Below are 14439 nucleotides of genomic sequence, written 5' to 3' on the forward strand. Positions count from 1 at the left end.
TTGGCTAAAGGTGAAAAAAACATAAAATACCTCTCTTCATTCAAGGGGAAAACTTTTCCCAATAAGGAAGCAATCCTGTCCTTTATAATTGAGAATCCTAACCACTCAAGTAAACGAGAAATCGCCAAAGCTTTTAACTTAAAAGGTGATTCTCGTATTTTGCTTAGAGATATGTTACGTGAGTTGAAGGATCAAAATCTTATATCTAAACACCGCAAAAGAGCAATAAACAAAGGAAAATTACCTCCTGTTACTTTAGTAAAAATTAGCGGACGTGATAAAGATGGAAGTTTTATTGCACAACCTCTTGAATGGGAAGATTCTCCAAAGCCCAATATTGAAATACACTCTTTTCATCACATAAAAGGAAGTAATATTGGTGTTGGAGATCATATTCTTGTAAAAGTTTTTCGAAATAAAAATTCTGAAAGCTCAAGCCATCCTTATACGGGACGAATTATTCGTAAAATTGATGTATTTCCCAAAAGCGCATTTGCTATTGTACGAAAATTGGAAAATAATCAATGGCGCCTTGATCCTATAGACCGCAAAACCAATGAACTTATTGTTGAAATGTCTCCAGAAATGAAGATTAAAACGGGTGATCTCGTTGAAGTCGAAATAAAAAAAAATACTGGTTACGGATTAAAGAGCGCAAAAATAAAGAATGTTTTAGGACACATTAAGAGTGAGAAAACACTCTCAATGATAGCGCTTCTTTCGAAAGGAATTCCTTATATTTTTCCTGAAAGTGTTCTTGAGCAAGCCAAACATATCAAAGCTGCCAATATGGATAATCGTGAAGATTGGCGACAATTACCCTTTATTACAATTGATCCACCAGATGCAAAAGACCATGATGATGCAGTTTATGCAACCAAGGATAAGGATCCTGCAAATAATGGTGGCTGGATTATTGTTGTGGCCATTGCAGATGTTTCTTACTATATCAAAACAGGAAGTGCTTTAGATAAAGAAGCATTGAAACGCGGAAATTCTGTTTATTTTCCCGATACTGTTGTGCCAATGCTGCCTGAACGCCTTTCTCATGATTTATGTTCTCTACGTGAAGGAAAAGAACGGCCAGCTTTAGCAGTTCGTATGATTTTTGATGCAAACGGTAATAAACGAAAACATAGTTTTCATCGTATTATGATGCGGGTAAGAGCTAAATTTTCTTATCAAGAAGTGCAATTGGCAAGAAAAGAACATATCAATGAAAAAAATGCACCTTTACTTGAGAATATCTTACACCCCTTATGGGAAGCCTATGCATGCCTTAAAGCTGCGCGAAATCTTCGACAACCACTAGAATTAGAAATAACAGAAAAAAAGATTATTCTTGATCAAAATGGATGCATCCAAGATGTTGTGAGTGAAGAACATCTAGAAGCACATCGTTTGATTGAAGAGTTTATGATACAAGCAAATATTGCAGCTTCTGAAACCTTAAAAGAACATCATCAGCCCCTCATCTACCGTATTCATGAGAAACCCTCTCTTGCCAAGCAAGAAATATTGCGGAATTTTCTTCAAAGTTTAGGAATATCACTCGCTCGAAGTGCAGAACTGACATCAGCACGTCTTAATAGAATTTTAGAAAAGGTCGCTCATACTCAACAACAAGAACTAGTCAATCAAGTTATTTTGCGTTCACAATCACAAGCAGAGTATAACCCTAAAAATAGTGGCCATTTTGGTTTGAACTTGCAGAACTATACACATTTTACATCACCAATCCGTCGTTATGCTGATCTCATTATTCATCGAGCACTCATTAAAGCTCTCAAATTAGGAAATGATCAATTAACAGAGACACAAGAACAAAATCTTGCAGAAATTGCTACGCAAATTTCTTTATACGAACGCCGTGCAATGATGGCTGAAAGAGAAACGATTGATCGGCTTGTTGCTCACTATTTAACGAATAAAATCGGTCGTATTTTTACAGGTCGCATTTCCGGAGTTACAAAAGCAGGTCTTTTTATCTCACTTGATAAACTCAATACAGATGGTTTTGTCCATATTTCTACACTTAAAAATGATTATTATCATTTTGATGAAGCACAACATGTTCTTGTAGGACAGCGTAGCCATAAAGGCTATCAACTCAGTGATATTGTAGAAGTAAAACTTATAACTGTACAACCTTTCGCTGGCGCTTTATGCTTTGAACTCTTAACAAAACCTCGTCCAATAAAATTTTCACCGACATCCTACCATAAAAACAAATTAAAAAAACAAAAATATACTTTTTATGGGAAAAGAAAAAATTAATTAAAAATAAAAAGTAAAAAACATTTTTATAATTTTCGTTGTATTATTTTTTATTTTAAAGTCTAAAAATCTTTATTAAAAATAATTAAACCTCTTGTTTCTCTCTTTAAAAGCATATAAATTATGAAATAATAATGACTTCAAGATAAGAAAAGACCTATAATATGTAGTATTTATATTATTTTTATTGTTTTATTTAGTATATAAAGGTATGTAATTTATTTTATAAATATAGTAATTTTATAAAAATCTTGCGAGTTTTTTATACTTAATAGGTGAGAAAATCTGCAAAAGAGAGCTTGGGCTTTTTTCATTTCAGCACACCTTTTTATTATTCGAATAAACAAAAGTATCTTAAGTCATTCTCATGAAAAAAAAAGCTTTTGACTCTCAAAATAATTCTTTGCGTGCCATTATTGCAGCTATTGCAACCATTGGTACCGTTGGAACAGCATTGGGAATGGGAACACAACTTGTCTCTTTTCTTATGGCAGAAAAAGGACTTTCCAACAGTACGATCGGCTATAGTGGAACTGTTGGTGGAATCGCCACAATTATTGCAGCTATTTTTACGTCTCGAATCGCCTTATGCTTAGGCATTTCTCAAACAATATTGCTTATGATGGCTATAGGATCTTTAAGTTTTTTAGGATTCTATTTTTTCGACCCCTTATGGGTTTGGTTCATTTTAAGGTTTATATTACATTTCACTATGACAGTTATGTTTATCCTGTCAGAGTTTTGGATCAACAGTTGTGCTCCCCCTAAAAAACGTGGCTTGATCCTTTCCATTTATGCTATTGTTTTAGGATTAGGGTTTGCGGTAGGTCCAACGTTGCTAGCAAAAGTGGGAACACAAGGCTTTATTCCTTTTGCTGTTGGCTATAGCCTTATTATACTTGCTGTTATCCCAATTCTTGCGGCTTGGAAATTAAGTCCAGAATTTCAAAAAAGCCAATATACGCCATTTTTTCGTTATCTTTTTCATGTTCCAAGTGCCATGATGGCAGTGTTTGTTTACGGTGCTATTCAAATGGGCGCATTAACTCTTATAACACCCTTTACTTTATCCATTGGCTATAATGAGCATGAAGCAGCACACTTTATGGCAACGCTTGCACTTGGGAATGTTTTGCTCTTAATTCCTATCAGCATTATAAGCGACTATGCCAAAGATCGACGTTATCCACTAATAAGTTGTGCTATCCTAGGTCTTGTGGGAACTTTTATGGTACCATGGATCACTCAATATCCATGGGTTCTAATGCTTGATCTGTTCCTTCTTGGTGGTGTATCAGCTAGCCTTTATACAATTGCTCTGGCACATCTAGGAGCACGTCTTAAGGGCCAAGAACTTGCTGCTGCTAATTCTGCCTTTATTTTTTGCTATGGAATTGGTATGCTCATCGGGCCAACCTTTATTGGAAAATCCATGGATATTTTTAATCCTTTTGGTTTTTCAATAGCTATGGCTGTTTTTTTCGGTTTATATGTCATTTTGGTATTTATCCAACTGATGAGAAAATTAATCAGCTCTTGACTTTTTTGAGAACATCCGTAGTGTTGCCGGAAAATCTGATGATGTCGGAAATAAGTTTTGAAAGCAATAATATTTTTTCAGTATAAATAGGGTATTTACATTATGGCTAAAGCAGCAACCATTAAGATCAAGCTTTTATCAACTGCAGATACTGGTTTTTTCTATGTAACAAAGAAAAACAGCCGCACAATGACAGATAAAATGAGCAAGCGTAAATATGATCCAGTTGTAAAAAAGCACGTTGAATTTAAAGAAACAAAAATTAAATAAATAAAATTATTATTGAATTGATAGATTTTATACTCCAAAAGAAATGTGGGAGTATTGCTCTTCAAAGTTATTTTTTGAGGTTTTTTTTTATTTGCTTAAGTTTAAAAAGTTTACTTTAAACTTTGTATGTTTTGTACGGATTTGGATTAAGTTGATTTATTATTTAAGTTGCTTACATATATTCTGCATGAGTATTTGATTATTGTGATATTTAACGAAAATTTTGTCATTAAAACGAGACATTGTTTCGTCATATGAATAAAGCTTCTCGGATGAATTATAAACAATACTAAAATAGAGTTATAGTAATGTTAGCAGTTTCTTTATTTCATGAAAAAATCTTTTTCTCATTTTAATCTAAGAATCTTTAATCTAAAAGTTATCGGTTTCAGTATTTTTGTCGCTGCCAGCATTCTTATCATTATGTCAACTTACTTTAAGAAAACTCAGCTGTTGCCTCAAAAAGAAAAATTTTCTTCTCAAAACTCTGTTAAAGGAAATGCTTTAATCATTGATGGCGATACCATTATGATTTCTTCAATTAAGATTCGACTAGCTGGAATTGATGCTCCTGAACTCCACCAATTTTGTGGAAAAAAGGAAGCACGCTACCCTTGTGGGCTTGAGGCAAAGAAATATTTAGAACAATTATTAAAAAATCAAACTGTTATATGTCACTGGCAAAAAACAGATAAATATCGCCGTATTCTTGCAACATGTAAAACAAAACAAGTTAGCAATATCAACGCAACACTTGTACATAATGGTTGGGCTGTAAATTATTATGAATACCCCAAAGAAGAGCAAGAAGCGAGAAGGAAAAAGAAAGGAATATGGGCATCAAGTTTTCAACGACCAAAAGAATGGCGCAAAGCAAATCCTCGCACAGAATAAGAAAAATATTTTTTAATTTTATTTACTAATGAAACAATGTAGCCCAATTATCAAACTTGAAAAAGAGATCTATTCCTGTCGTGTTTGCGTCCAACAACCCCATTATTTTCCTCCTCTTCCTCATGAACCAAACCCTGTCGTTTATTTATCCGATACCGCTTCGATTGCAATTGCAGGCCAAGCACCAGGATTGCGTGTTCATGAAACTTCTATCCCTTTTAATGATCGTTCCGGCGAAAGATTGCGTAATTGGCTGGGTGTTACAAAAGAAGAATTTTATAATAAATCTCTCTTTGCTATTGTTCCTATGGGATTTTGTTTTCCAGGTTATGACAAAAATAAAGCTGATTTACCACCAAGATGTGAATGTCGAGAAATATGGCATGAAAAGATATTTCAGGCAATGCCTCAAATAAAGCTTGTTTTTGCCATTGGTCGTTATGCGCAAAAGTGGCACATTACAGAATTAAAACATAAAACCGTTTCTGCAACTGTTGGTGATTGGAGAAATATTCTTTCCATTCCTCAACCTCGAGGCTATAATGTTATGCCTTTGCCTCATCCGTCATGGCGAAATACTTCTTGGTTACAGAAAAATCCATGGTTTAACGATGAGCTTATTGTATATCTGCGTCGTTTAGTGCGTAAATTTTTATAAATTAAAATATTGAGAAGAAATATGGATCGTCTTGACCGAAAAATTTTACATCTTTTGCAAGAAAATGCGACACTTTCTGTTGCTGATATTGCTAAAAAAGTGGGACTTTCGACCACTCCTTGCTGGCGTAGGATTCAAAAACTTGAAGAAGATGGCGTCATTCAACGTCGTGTTGCTGTTCTTTCTCCAGAAAAAGTAAACGCACACGTCACTGTTTTTGTGTCTATTCGCACAAATACACATAGTCATGAATGGTTTAAGCGTTTTTCAAAAATTGTGCAAGAATTCCGTGAAGTCATTGAATTTTATCGAATGAGTGGAGATATTGACTATTTATTGCGTGTTGTTGTTCCCAATATTGAAGCTTATGATCTTTTTTATAAAAAATTAATTTCTAAAATTGATATCCGTGATGTCTCATCTTCTTTCGCAATGGAACAGATTAAATATACAACGGAGCTTCCGCTGAATTATATTAAATTACATGAAAAGGTAAATGAGCACAACTCTTAAGCGTTTTTTATATCCGTCTCATCATCTTTTAAGTATTCAAACTTTCTTGTTCCAAAACCGCCATTTGTGCATGAGTTAAAACAGCAGCTTTGACAATTCCAGCTGCTATAGCTGCTCCTGTTCCTTCACCAAGACGCATTCCAAAATCTAGAAGTGGTTCTTTGCCAATTTTTTGTAAAAGTTTACGATGGACTTTTTCAGAAGAAACATGTCCAACAAGAGTATGATCAAGAGCTTTTGGATGCATTTTATAAAGGATCGCTGCCGCTGCTGTTGCCACAAAACCATCTAAAATAACGGGTATCTTTTCCATTCTTGCCGCTAAAATAGCACCAACCATAGCAGCAATTTCACGCCCTCCTAAGCGACGCATTATCTCAAAAGGATCATTTAAATGCTCCTTATGCAAGGAAACTGCTGCATTAACCGCTGCTATTTTACGCTGATAAAAATCACCCTCCGATTCCATATCATGTCCTGTCCACTCTTCAACGTCTCCACCAAACAATGCTAAACATAAAGCTGAAGCTATTATTGTGTTTCCAATCCCCATTTCACCAATACATAAAAGATCTGTTCCACCAGCAATGGATTCCATTCCAAATGCCATTGTAGCAGCTGCACTTCTCTCGTCCATTGCAGCATCCTTGGTAATATTCATTGTTGGATATTCCAATGCTAAATCAAAAATTTTTAATCCCAGATCATAAGCGATACAAATTTGGTTGATAGCAGCACCGCCAGATGCAAAATTTTGTACCATCCTTTGTGTCATAGACTGTGGAAATGGTGTAACATTTTCTTCTACGATACCGTGGTTTCCAGAAAAAATAGCGACCAAAGGTCGCGTTACGATAGGTTTTTCTGTACCCCTCCACCCTGCATACCAAACAGCAATATCTCCCAGTTTCCCTAATGCTCTTTGCGCTTTTGTTAAGTTTTTTTGCCTTTTTTTTGCCAAAATTATAGAAAATTCATCAGCAACAGGTAAATTTGTAAGCAAAGCACGAAAATCATCAAATGGACTAGCAGTCATGAGGATACCTTTTAAAATCTACAATGTTTAATGAAAATCACGTCATATATACAGGATATGAATAATTTATTGTTTTTTTTAATAGTGCTTTAAAAACGTTAACTATTCTAAAAACAATGTTTTTTATATTCTATTTTCTAACTAGATAACGAACATGCAAGATTCAATATCTTATTACTATCTTTACACGATACCCTTAACCTATTCTTCTAATAAATAGGAGCAATCCGCATGTTATTTAATATATAAATCCTAATATTCTTTCTATAACAGAAGTTATAAGCTTTTAAAAATTTATTAAAATTAAAGTCATCAAAATCATCGCAAAGCAATCAAAGAGCAAAAGATCTTAACTTTAACATAGGTTAATTGTCAGGCTGTTATTAAATGAGAGCATGAAAAGCTTCTTTCAAAATATATATATCTGCATTTGGTTTTGTCGCATCATTTGATAATATTTGCCGCCATCGACGCGCCCCACCCCGCCCATGAAATAAACCAATCATGTGACGCGTCACATGAGAAAGCCGCCCCCCCGATGCAATATGTCGAGCCGCATAATCACACATAATCTCAATAAGATCACTCTCACTCAAATTATTCTGCGACTCACCATAGAGTTCAAAATCAATATATTTTAACAAAGTTGGATCATGATAAACTTGGCGACCAACCATCACAGCATCACAGAAAATCAAGTGCTGTTTGATCTCATCAATAGATTTAATTCCACCATTTATTCCAATGAATTTATGAGGATATTTACGTTTTAATTTATAAACCCTTTCATAATTAAGGGGCGGAATATTGCGATTTTCTTTCGGACTTAATCCTTGTAGCCATGCCTTGCGAGCATGGATCCAGAGTGCATCACATCCAGCATTCCAAACCTGATTAGCCAAAAGATCTAATGCTAATTCTTCATCTTGTTCATCCACTCCAATCCGACATTTAACAGTTACAGGTATCGTAACCACTCGTTTCATCGCTTCCACAGCATTTGCTACAATGTCTGGATGTAACATCAAACAAGCTCCAAATACTCCTGCTTGAACACGATTTGATGGGCAACCAACATTGAGATTTATTTCGTTGTAGCCAAAATCCTCAGCAATTCGTGCGGCTTCTGCTAACTTTTTCGGATCTGCCCCCCCTAATTGTAATGCAACTGGACGTTCTTTGTCGCTAAAAGCCAACAATTGTTCGCGAACACCATAAATGACAGCATCTGCTACCACCATTTCCGTATAAAGGAGTGTTTTTTTCGTTAAAAGACGATAAAAGAATCTGCAATGTCGGTCTGTCCAGTCCAACATTGGTGCTACTGCAAATTTTACAGGTGATGGAAGGTTGTAAAATATCATGAGGGTATTACTCTCATGTCCCTATAGCTCTCTCTTTATACATAAAAAAATTCTTACTTTTAGTTTGCAGAAAGTTTTATTCTCTTATACTATCATGAGTATAATAACAGCTCATTATTTTTAATTGATATCAAGGCTTACTACAATCAATCATGATAAAACACAATTTTGCATTTCTTATAGATTAGTGTTCAGGTATATTATACAATTTTATGATAGGCTTAATTTCCTTTAGAATTTCCCAATTTATTGTACACAAAACACTATAGAAAGTATTTTATCTCCTCCTTAAGAAAAGAACAAAACTTCTTATTCATACGAATCTGATTATAAATCACTTTTTCTCAATGAGTTATTTGGGGATTTTACTGTATAAGATAGACAAATTTCACTCTAAATCTTCAAACTAATTTTTCCATTGTATGGTTGTTGCAAACAAACAACTAAAATGAGGGCGTAGACAAGCATTATTTTTTAACATGTGTGAATGTACCTTATATCAATATCTCTTGAAGAAAAATATTTTACAATATTACAGATAAAATCTGTAAAATGAAATGATCATAAACGTTGTTCAATCTCTTGTTTATTTTGCATATAGGAAGAAAGGGTATCAACTTCTTGTTCATTAAATAGGAGACCAAGTTTTGAACGACGCCATAACACATCTTCACATGCTTTAGCCCATTCTTTTTCCATTAACCATTTTACTTCTACTTCATAAAGCCCATGTCCAAAATTTTTTCCTCTATCCGCCTTACCATTTGCAAATATCACTAATGCTTCTGTACCGTAGGAGCGTGCAAGTCTGCGGTGTGTAAAGGCATCTAAATCTGGCGTCAAAAGAGCAATTTTATTTTCAATTATATCTAATTTATTATAGTGAAAATTACCCCCTGGAAGTGTTGCATTAGCTGTCCATGACGCTCCCTTTTTACCAAGTGCTTTTTCAACAAATTTCATTGCATCTTCAGCCAACTTACGATAAGTTGTGATCTTTCCACCATAAAGATTAAGAATCTTTGGTGCACTTCCTGTTCCCATTTCTCTTAAAACATAATCGCGCGTAATTTCTTGTGCTTTTGAAGCTCCATCATCATAGAGTGGACGAACTCCAGAGTAAGACCAGACAATCGTTTCAGGTAATACTGGTTGTATGAAATATTCACTGGCTGCTGTGCAGAGATAGTTAATTTCTGTATCAGTAATATGAACATCAGCTGGATCTCCCTGATAGTTACAATCTGTTGTTCCAAGCAAGGTAAACTCTTCTTGATATGGAATAGCAAATATAATACGCTCATCACCATTTTGAAAAATATAAGCACGATCATGAGTATAAAGCTTGGGAACCAAAATATGAGAACCTCTAACAAGCCGTATTGGTGTATGTTCTTTACAGTCTAATACGCTTGCCAAAACATGATCAATCCAAGGTCCTGTCATATTCGCGACATAAGAAGCAGTGACATTATATTCTTTACCGCTTAACTTGTCTTGAAGAAAGATACGCCATTTTTTGTCTTCTCTTTTTAAAGATAGAACTTTTGTCCGTACTTTTATATCAGCTCCCCACTTTTCTGCATCACGAGCATTGGCAATGACTAAACGCGCATCATCTACTCTTGCATCAGAATATTCAAAACCTCTCTGATATTCTTTTTTCAGTGTAGAGCAAAACTTTTTTGAAAAATTAATCGTTTTACTGCGCCACAATTTCTGATTCCAGCTCCCTAAATAATCATAAATAAAAAGTCCAAAACGCAATATCCAAGCAGGGCGCAATTCTTTATGATAAGGAAGAAGAAAACGTAAAGGACGTACAATATGTGGAGCTATGCGTAAAATGATCTCGCGTTCTTTGAGTGCTTCACGAACAAGTTTGAACTCATAATGTTCAAGATAACGAAGACCACCGTGAATAAGTTTTGTTGATGCACTTGAAGTCCCTGATGCAAGATCTTTCATTTCAGCTAATCCTACTTTAAAACCGCGTCCAGCTGCATCTCTTGCCAATCCACATCCGTTTATCCCTCCCCCAATGATAAACAGCTCATAATGTGTTGTGGTTTTCATAATTTCACTTTTCATTATTTAATTTTGTTTCTCAGTCCTCAATAAAGCAACAGGAAAAAATAATACAAGTGTTCTTCATTGTATTATTAACGTACTTTTTCCTAAAATAAATACGCACAAAAAGCTTTTGATACCCTTATACATCAAAACAACATTTGACAAATTAAAGAGAGGATTTTTTATCCTGTAGGCAATATAATCTTTGTAAATGTACATCATATGAAAGCTTTTTAGAGAAAAATTAATGTTTTTTATCATTTGAGAATACATACTATAGCTAAATGCTTTATTGCACATAGAGAACGCTTTTCATATAGTTTACTCAATGACACAATAGAAAATGTAAAGGTATATAGATGACTCATCAACCTGAAAACTCGAAAATAACACGTGTTTCAAAAATTTTAGTCCCAGTTATGTTGAGTATTTTAACCTTTTTACCTTCTTTATCAAACGCAACATCACAGCAGACAGTAACCAATTATTTAAGCTTAGAAAAACTTAAAGCACAACTTTTAGAAGATTCTAGCTTTTTATCTAAGCTTAAAGAAAAAATGACACTGCATACTGATTCTCAGCATATTCAACAAATTGTTAGAGAGTATCTTCTTACTCATCCAGAAGTTTTGATTGAAATGCAGCTTATCCTTCAAGATAAGCTGGAAAAACAAAATGAAGACGAAAGTCAAAGCTCAATTATTCATTTATTAGAAAAGGAAATTTTTCACTCTCCTCATGACGCTGTTTTTGGGAATCCAAATGGTAAAAAAATACTTGTTGATTTTTTTGATTACAATTGCAGATTTTGTAAAAGTGCCTATTCAGATATAGAAGACTTGATAAAAGAATATCCAGATCTACGGGTTATTATCAAGGATTTACCGATTTTGGGATTTGATTCTATGGCGGCTCATACCGTTGCTTACGCATTTCGAAAACAATTTCCAGAAAAATATCCTCAGTTTCATAAAAAGCTTTTAATGAATCAAGGGCGCGCAAATGAAGCTAAAGCTATAAAAATAGCTGTTTCATTAGGAGCAGATGAAAAAAAACTCCGTAATGCAATAAAAGACCCTAATCTGCAAAAAGCTTTTAAAGAAAATATTCACATTGCCTCTACACTTCATATTACGGGAACACCTTCTTATATCATTGGTAATAAAATATTCATCGGCGCAGCCAGACAAGATATTCTAAAACAAGCGATAGATAATACACAGTAAATACCCTATTCTATACCTGATTAGTTTTAGGAAGAATACTGTAAATGAGGTAATTTTATGCTTTCTCTTTTTTGACAACAGGCTTATAAATGCAATTTTGCGTAAAGCAGATACGAGTTTAAAATTGCAAAAGATAATGAATTTAAAGGAAATAAATATCTTTAAAGCTTCAAAAGATATCATCCCTAATCTAGAGATATTCTGTCATAAAACGAAATAATGACGATCTTCATTGATCAAGGAGTTAGAAATAAAATGGCAACAAAAAAAATGGATTTGGCAAAATATACCGCAATTGATACGAACATTATTCGTGATCTTGCTGAAATTTTGAATGATACAAATTTAACGAACATTGAAGTTGAACAAGGGGAGCTTCGTATTTGTGTCTCACGCCAAAATACCTCAACTTCTTCCGAGCAAGCGATCTATGCTCCTGTTTCTACTCCTACTTTTTCTGTAACATCTTCTCCAGTTCCAACAGCTGAATCTCCTATACACTCTATCCAAGAAGATAAATCAAAAAACACAATAACCTCTCCAATGGTTGGAACAGCCTATCTTGCACCTTCACCAGGCGCACAACCTTTTGTAGAAGTAGGACAAAATGTTTCTGAAGGGGAGACATTACTTATTATTGAAGCCATGAAAACAATGAATCAAATTTCATCACCGCGCTCAGGTACGGTAACCACTGTTCTTGTCAAAGATGGTCAACCTGTTGAATTTGGTGAACCACTTATTATTGTTGAATAAAGCGAGGGGCAACCATGATTCGAAAAATCCTCATTGCTAATCGAGGAGAAATTGCTCTTCGCGTTTTACGTGCATGTAAAGAACTTGGCATAAAAACCGTGGCTGTTCACTCTACCGCTGATGCAGATGCAATGCATGTTCGTCTTGCTGACGAAAGTGTTTGTATTGGCCCTCCTCCTGCTCGCGATTCTTATTTGAGTATTCAGCAAATTATTGCTGCTTGTGAAATTACAGGAGCGGATGCTGTTCATCCAGGTTATGGCTTTCTTTCTGAAAATGCAAAATTTGCAGATGTTCTAGAAGCCCATGATATTACATTCATCGGTCCAACAGCTACTCATATTCGAATCATGGGCGATAAAATCGAAGCAAAGAAAACCGCCAAAAAACTTGGTATTCCTGTAGTTCCAGGTTCAGATGGAGCAGTTAATGAAGAATCAGATGCTTTACGCACTGCTCGTGAAATTGGTTATCCGGTTATTATAAAAGCTTCTGCCGGTGGTGGCGGACGTGGTATGAAAGTCGTTCATTCTGAACAAGAATTTTCTATAGCTCTCAAGACAACGCGTTCAGAAGCGAAAGCTGCTTTTGGTGATGACGCTGTTTACATAGAAAAATATTTAGAAAAACCCCGTCATATTGAAATTCAAGTCATAGGTGATGGTGCGGGAAATGCTATTCATTTAGGAGAACGCGATTGTTCACTTCAACGACGGCATCAAAAAGTATGGGAAGAAGCTACGTCACCTGCACTTAATGAAACTGAACGGAAAAAAATTGGAAGTATTGTTGCAAATGCTTGTGCCCAACTTGGATATCGTGGAGCTGGTACTATTGAATTTCTTTATGAAAATGGTGAATTTTATTTTATTGAAATGAATACACGTTTACAAGTCGAGCATCCTGTAACTGAAGCAATTACAGGTATAGATTTAGTCCACGAACAAATCCATATTGCATCAGGCTGTAAACTTTCAGTGACACAAGATGAAGTCTGTTTTTCTGGTCATGCCATTGAATGCCGTATTAATGCAGAAGATCCCATTAATTTTACGCCATCACCTGGAACCATTACACATTTTCATACACCTGGAGGTTTAGGGATTCGTGTTGATTCAGGCGCTTATTCAGGTTATCGTATTCCTCCTTACTATGATAGCATGATTGGAAAGCTGATTGTTCATGGACGTACCCGTTTAGAATGTATGATGCGTTTACGGCGTGCTTTAGATGAATTTGTCGTCGATGGAATAAAAACTACACTACCTCTTTTTCGCGATCTTATTAATAATCAAGATGTTGCTGATGGTAATTATAATATCCACTGGCTAGAAAAATACCTTGCTCATCAGTCCATGTCTTCAGATTCGTAAGTTCAATAGCGAAATAGTGAATTTTCATCATAGGTTCTATAAAATATTAACATAAGGATAATTCCAACGTTGCTGTAAAAAGTGTTAAAAAAGAAATGAGCTGATTATTTTTTATTTGTTATATAGTTTTCTTTTAATATGCATAAAATTTAATAATTTTCTGTTTTCCTTTTTGTTAGTTTGTGCTAACTCCTACATGGTTACGCCCTTATAGCTCAGTTGGTAGAGCACCTGATTTGTAATCAGGGGGTCGGGAGTTCGAGTCTCTCTGGGGGCACCGTTTTTTTTATTTGAATAATAATTTATTGATTTTACATATGTTTTTTTAAGTGAGGGATACCTTAATAAAGTTAAGGGAATAGGATTTTTAACATGCCTCTCTAATTATTACGAATCAAGAGTTCTTTTTGTGGTGGTTTTTTAGCAAAACCAGAGGTCCAAAGGGTCTCAACTTCTAAA

The 14439-nt window shown here is 34.8% G+C and carries 12 protein-coding genes and 1 tRNA gene; 10 read left to right on the plus strand and 3 right to left on the minus strand.

Going from position 1 to position 14439, the window contains the following annotated elements:
• The 6 genes from rnr (at nt 1) to ACFIM1_RS06720 (ending at nt 6152) form a co-directional block, all read left to right on the plus strand.
• Nucleotides 1-2277 (plus strand): ribonuclease R, encoded by a 2277-nt coding sequence (rnr, locus tag ACFIM1_RS06695; RefSeq protein WP_375609529.1) that lies wholly within the window; start codon nt 1-3, stop codon nt 2275-2277.
• Nucleotides 2278-2644: 367 nt separating this feature from the next.
• The gene (locus tag ACFIM1_RS06700) at nt 2645-3817 is read left to right on the plus strand and encodes an MFS transporter (RefSeq protein ID WP_375609528.1); all 1173 of its coding nucleotides are present in this window, start codon (nt 2645-2647) and stop codon (nt 3815-3817) included.
• 102 nt (nt 3818-3919) lie between these two features.
• Nucleotides 3920-4087, plus strand: coding sequence for a 50S ribosomal protein L33 (gene rpmG / locus ACFIM1_RS06705; protein ID WP_004864083.1), 168 nt, complete (start codon nt 3920-3922; stop codon nt 4085-4087).
• A gap of 330 nt (nt 4088-4417) precedes the next feature.
• Nucleotides 4418-4981, plus strand: a complete 564-nt coding sequence (locus ACFIM1_RS06710) for a thermonuclease family protein (protein WP_375609527.1) — start codon at nt 4418-4420, stop codon at nt 4979-4981.
• Nucleotides 4982-5009: 28 nt separating this feature from the next.
• The gene (locus ACFIM1_RS06715) at nt 5010-5639 is read left to right on the plus strand and encodes a uracil-DNA glycosylase family protein (RefSeq protein WP_375609526.1); all 630 of its coding nucleotides are present in this window, start codon (nt 5010-5012) and stop codon (nt 5637-5639) included.
• Between the two features lie 21 nt (nt 5640-5660).
• Entirely contained in the window at nt 5661-6152 is a 492-nt protein-coding gene (locus ACFIM1_RS06720; RefSeq protein ID WP_375609525.1) for an Lrp/AsnC family transcriptional regulator, read from the plus strand.
• 28 nt (nt 6153-6180) lie between these two features.
• Here ACFIM1_RS06720 and cobT read toward each other — a convergent pair whose 3' ends face one another.
• From cobT to glpD, 3 genes are all read right to left on the minus strand, one after another.
• Nucleotides 6181-7188: a nicotinate-nucleotide--dimethylbenzimidazole phosphoribosyltransferase gene (gene cobT, locus ACFIM1_RS06725; RefSeq protein WP_375609524.1), complete on the minus strand. Its 1008-nt coding sequence runs from the start codon at nt 7186-7188 to the stop codon at nt 6181-6183.
• A gap of 383 nt (nt 7189-7571) precedes the next feature.
• The gene (gene dusA, locus ACFIM1_RS06730; RefSeq protein WP_375609523.1) at nt 7572-8552 is read right to left on the minus strand and encodes a tRNA dihydrouridine(20/20a) synthase DusA; all 981 of its coding nucleotides are present in this window, start codon (nt 8550-8552) and stop codon (nt 7572-7574) included.
• Between the two features lie 561 nt (nt 8553-9113).
• On the minus strand, nt 9114-10643 hold the full coding sequence (gene glpD, locus ACFIM1_RS06735) for a glycerol-3-phosphate dehydrogenase (RefSeq protein ID WP_375609522.1): 1530 nt from the start codon (nt 10641-10643) through the stop codon (nt 9114-9116).
• A gap of 341 nt (nt 10644-10984) precedes the next feature.
• Between glpD and ACFIM1_RS06740 the strand changes: the two genes are divergently transcribed.
• From ACFIM1_RS06740 to ACFIM1_RS06755, 4 genes are all read left to right on the plus strand, one after another.
• Nucleotides 10985-11851: a DsbA family protein gene (locus ACFIM1_RS06740; protein WP_375609521.1), complete on the plus strand. Its 867-nt coding sequence runs from the start codon at nt 10985-10987 to the stop codon at nt 11849-11851.
• Nucleotides 11852-12106: 255 nt separating this feature from the next.
• A complete protein-coding gene (accB, locus tag ACFIM1_RS06745) occupies nt 12107-12607 on the plus strand; it encodes an acetyl-CoA carboxylase biotin carboxyl carrier protein (RefSeq protein ID WP_375606915.1) in 501 nt (166 codons plus the stop codon).
• Nucleotides 12608-12621: 14 nt separating this feature from the next.
• Nucleotides 12622-13980 carry an acetyl-CoA carboxylase biotin carboxylase subunit gene (gene accC, locus ACFIM1_RS06750; RefSeq protein ID WP_375609520.1) on the plus strand — a complete coding sequence of 453 codons (1359 nt, stop codon included), beginning with the start codon at nt 12622-12624 and terminating at the stop codon, nt 13978-13980.
• A 204-nt stretch (nt 13981-14184) separates the two neighbouring features.
• Nucleotides 14185-14257 (plus strand) — tRNA-Thr (locus ACFIM1_RS06755).
• The last annotated feature ends 182 nt before the right edge of the window (nt 14258-14439 follow it).

The sequence above is a fragment of the Bartonella sp. AC158YNML genome (genome assembly GCF_042196725.1).
GTDB lineage: Bacteria > Pseudomonadota > Alphaproteobacteria > Rhizobiales > Rhizobiaceae > Bartonella.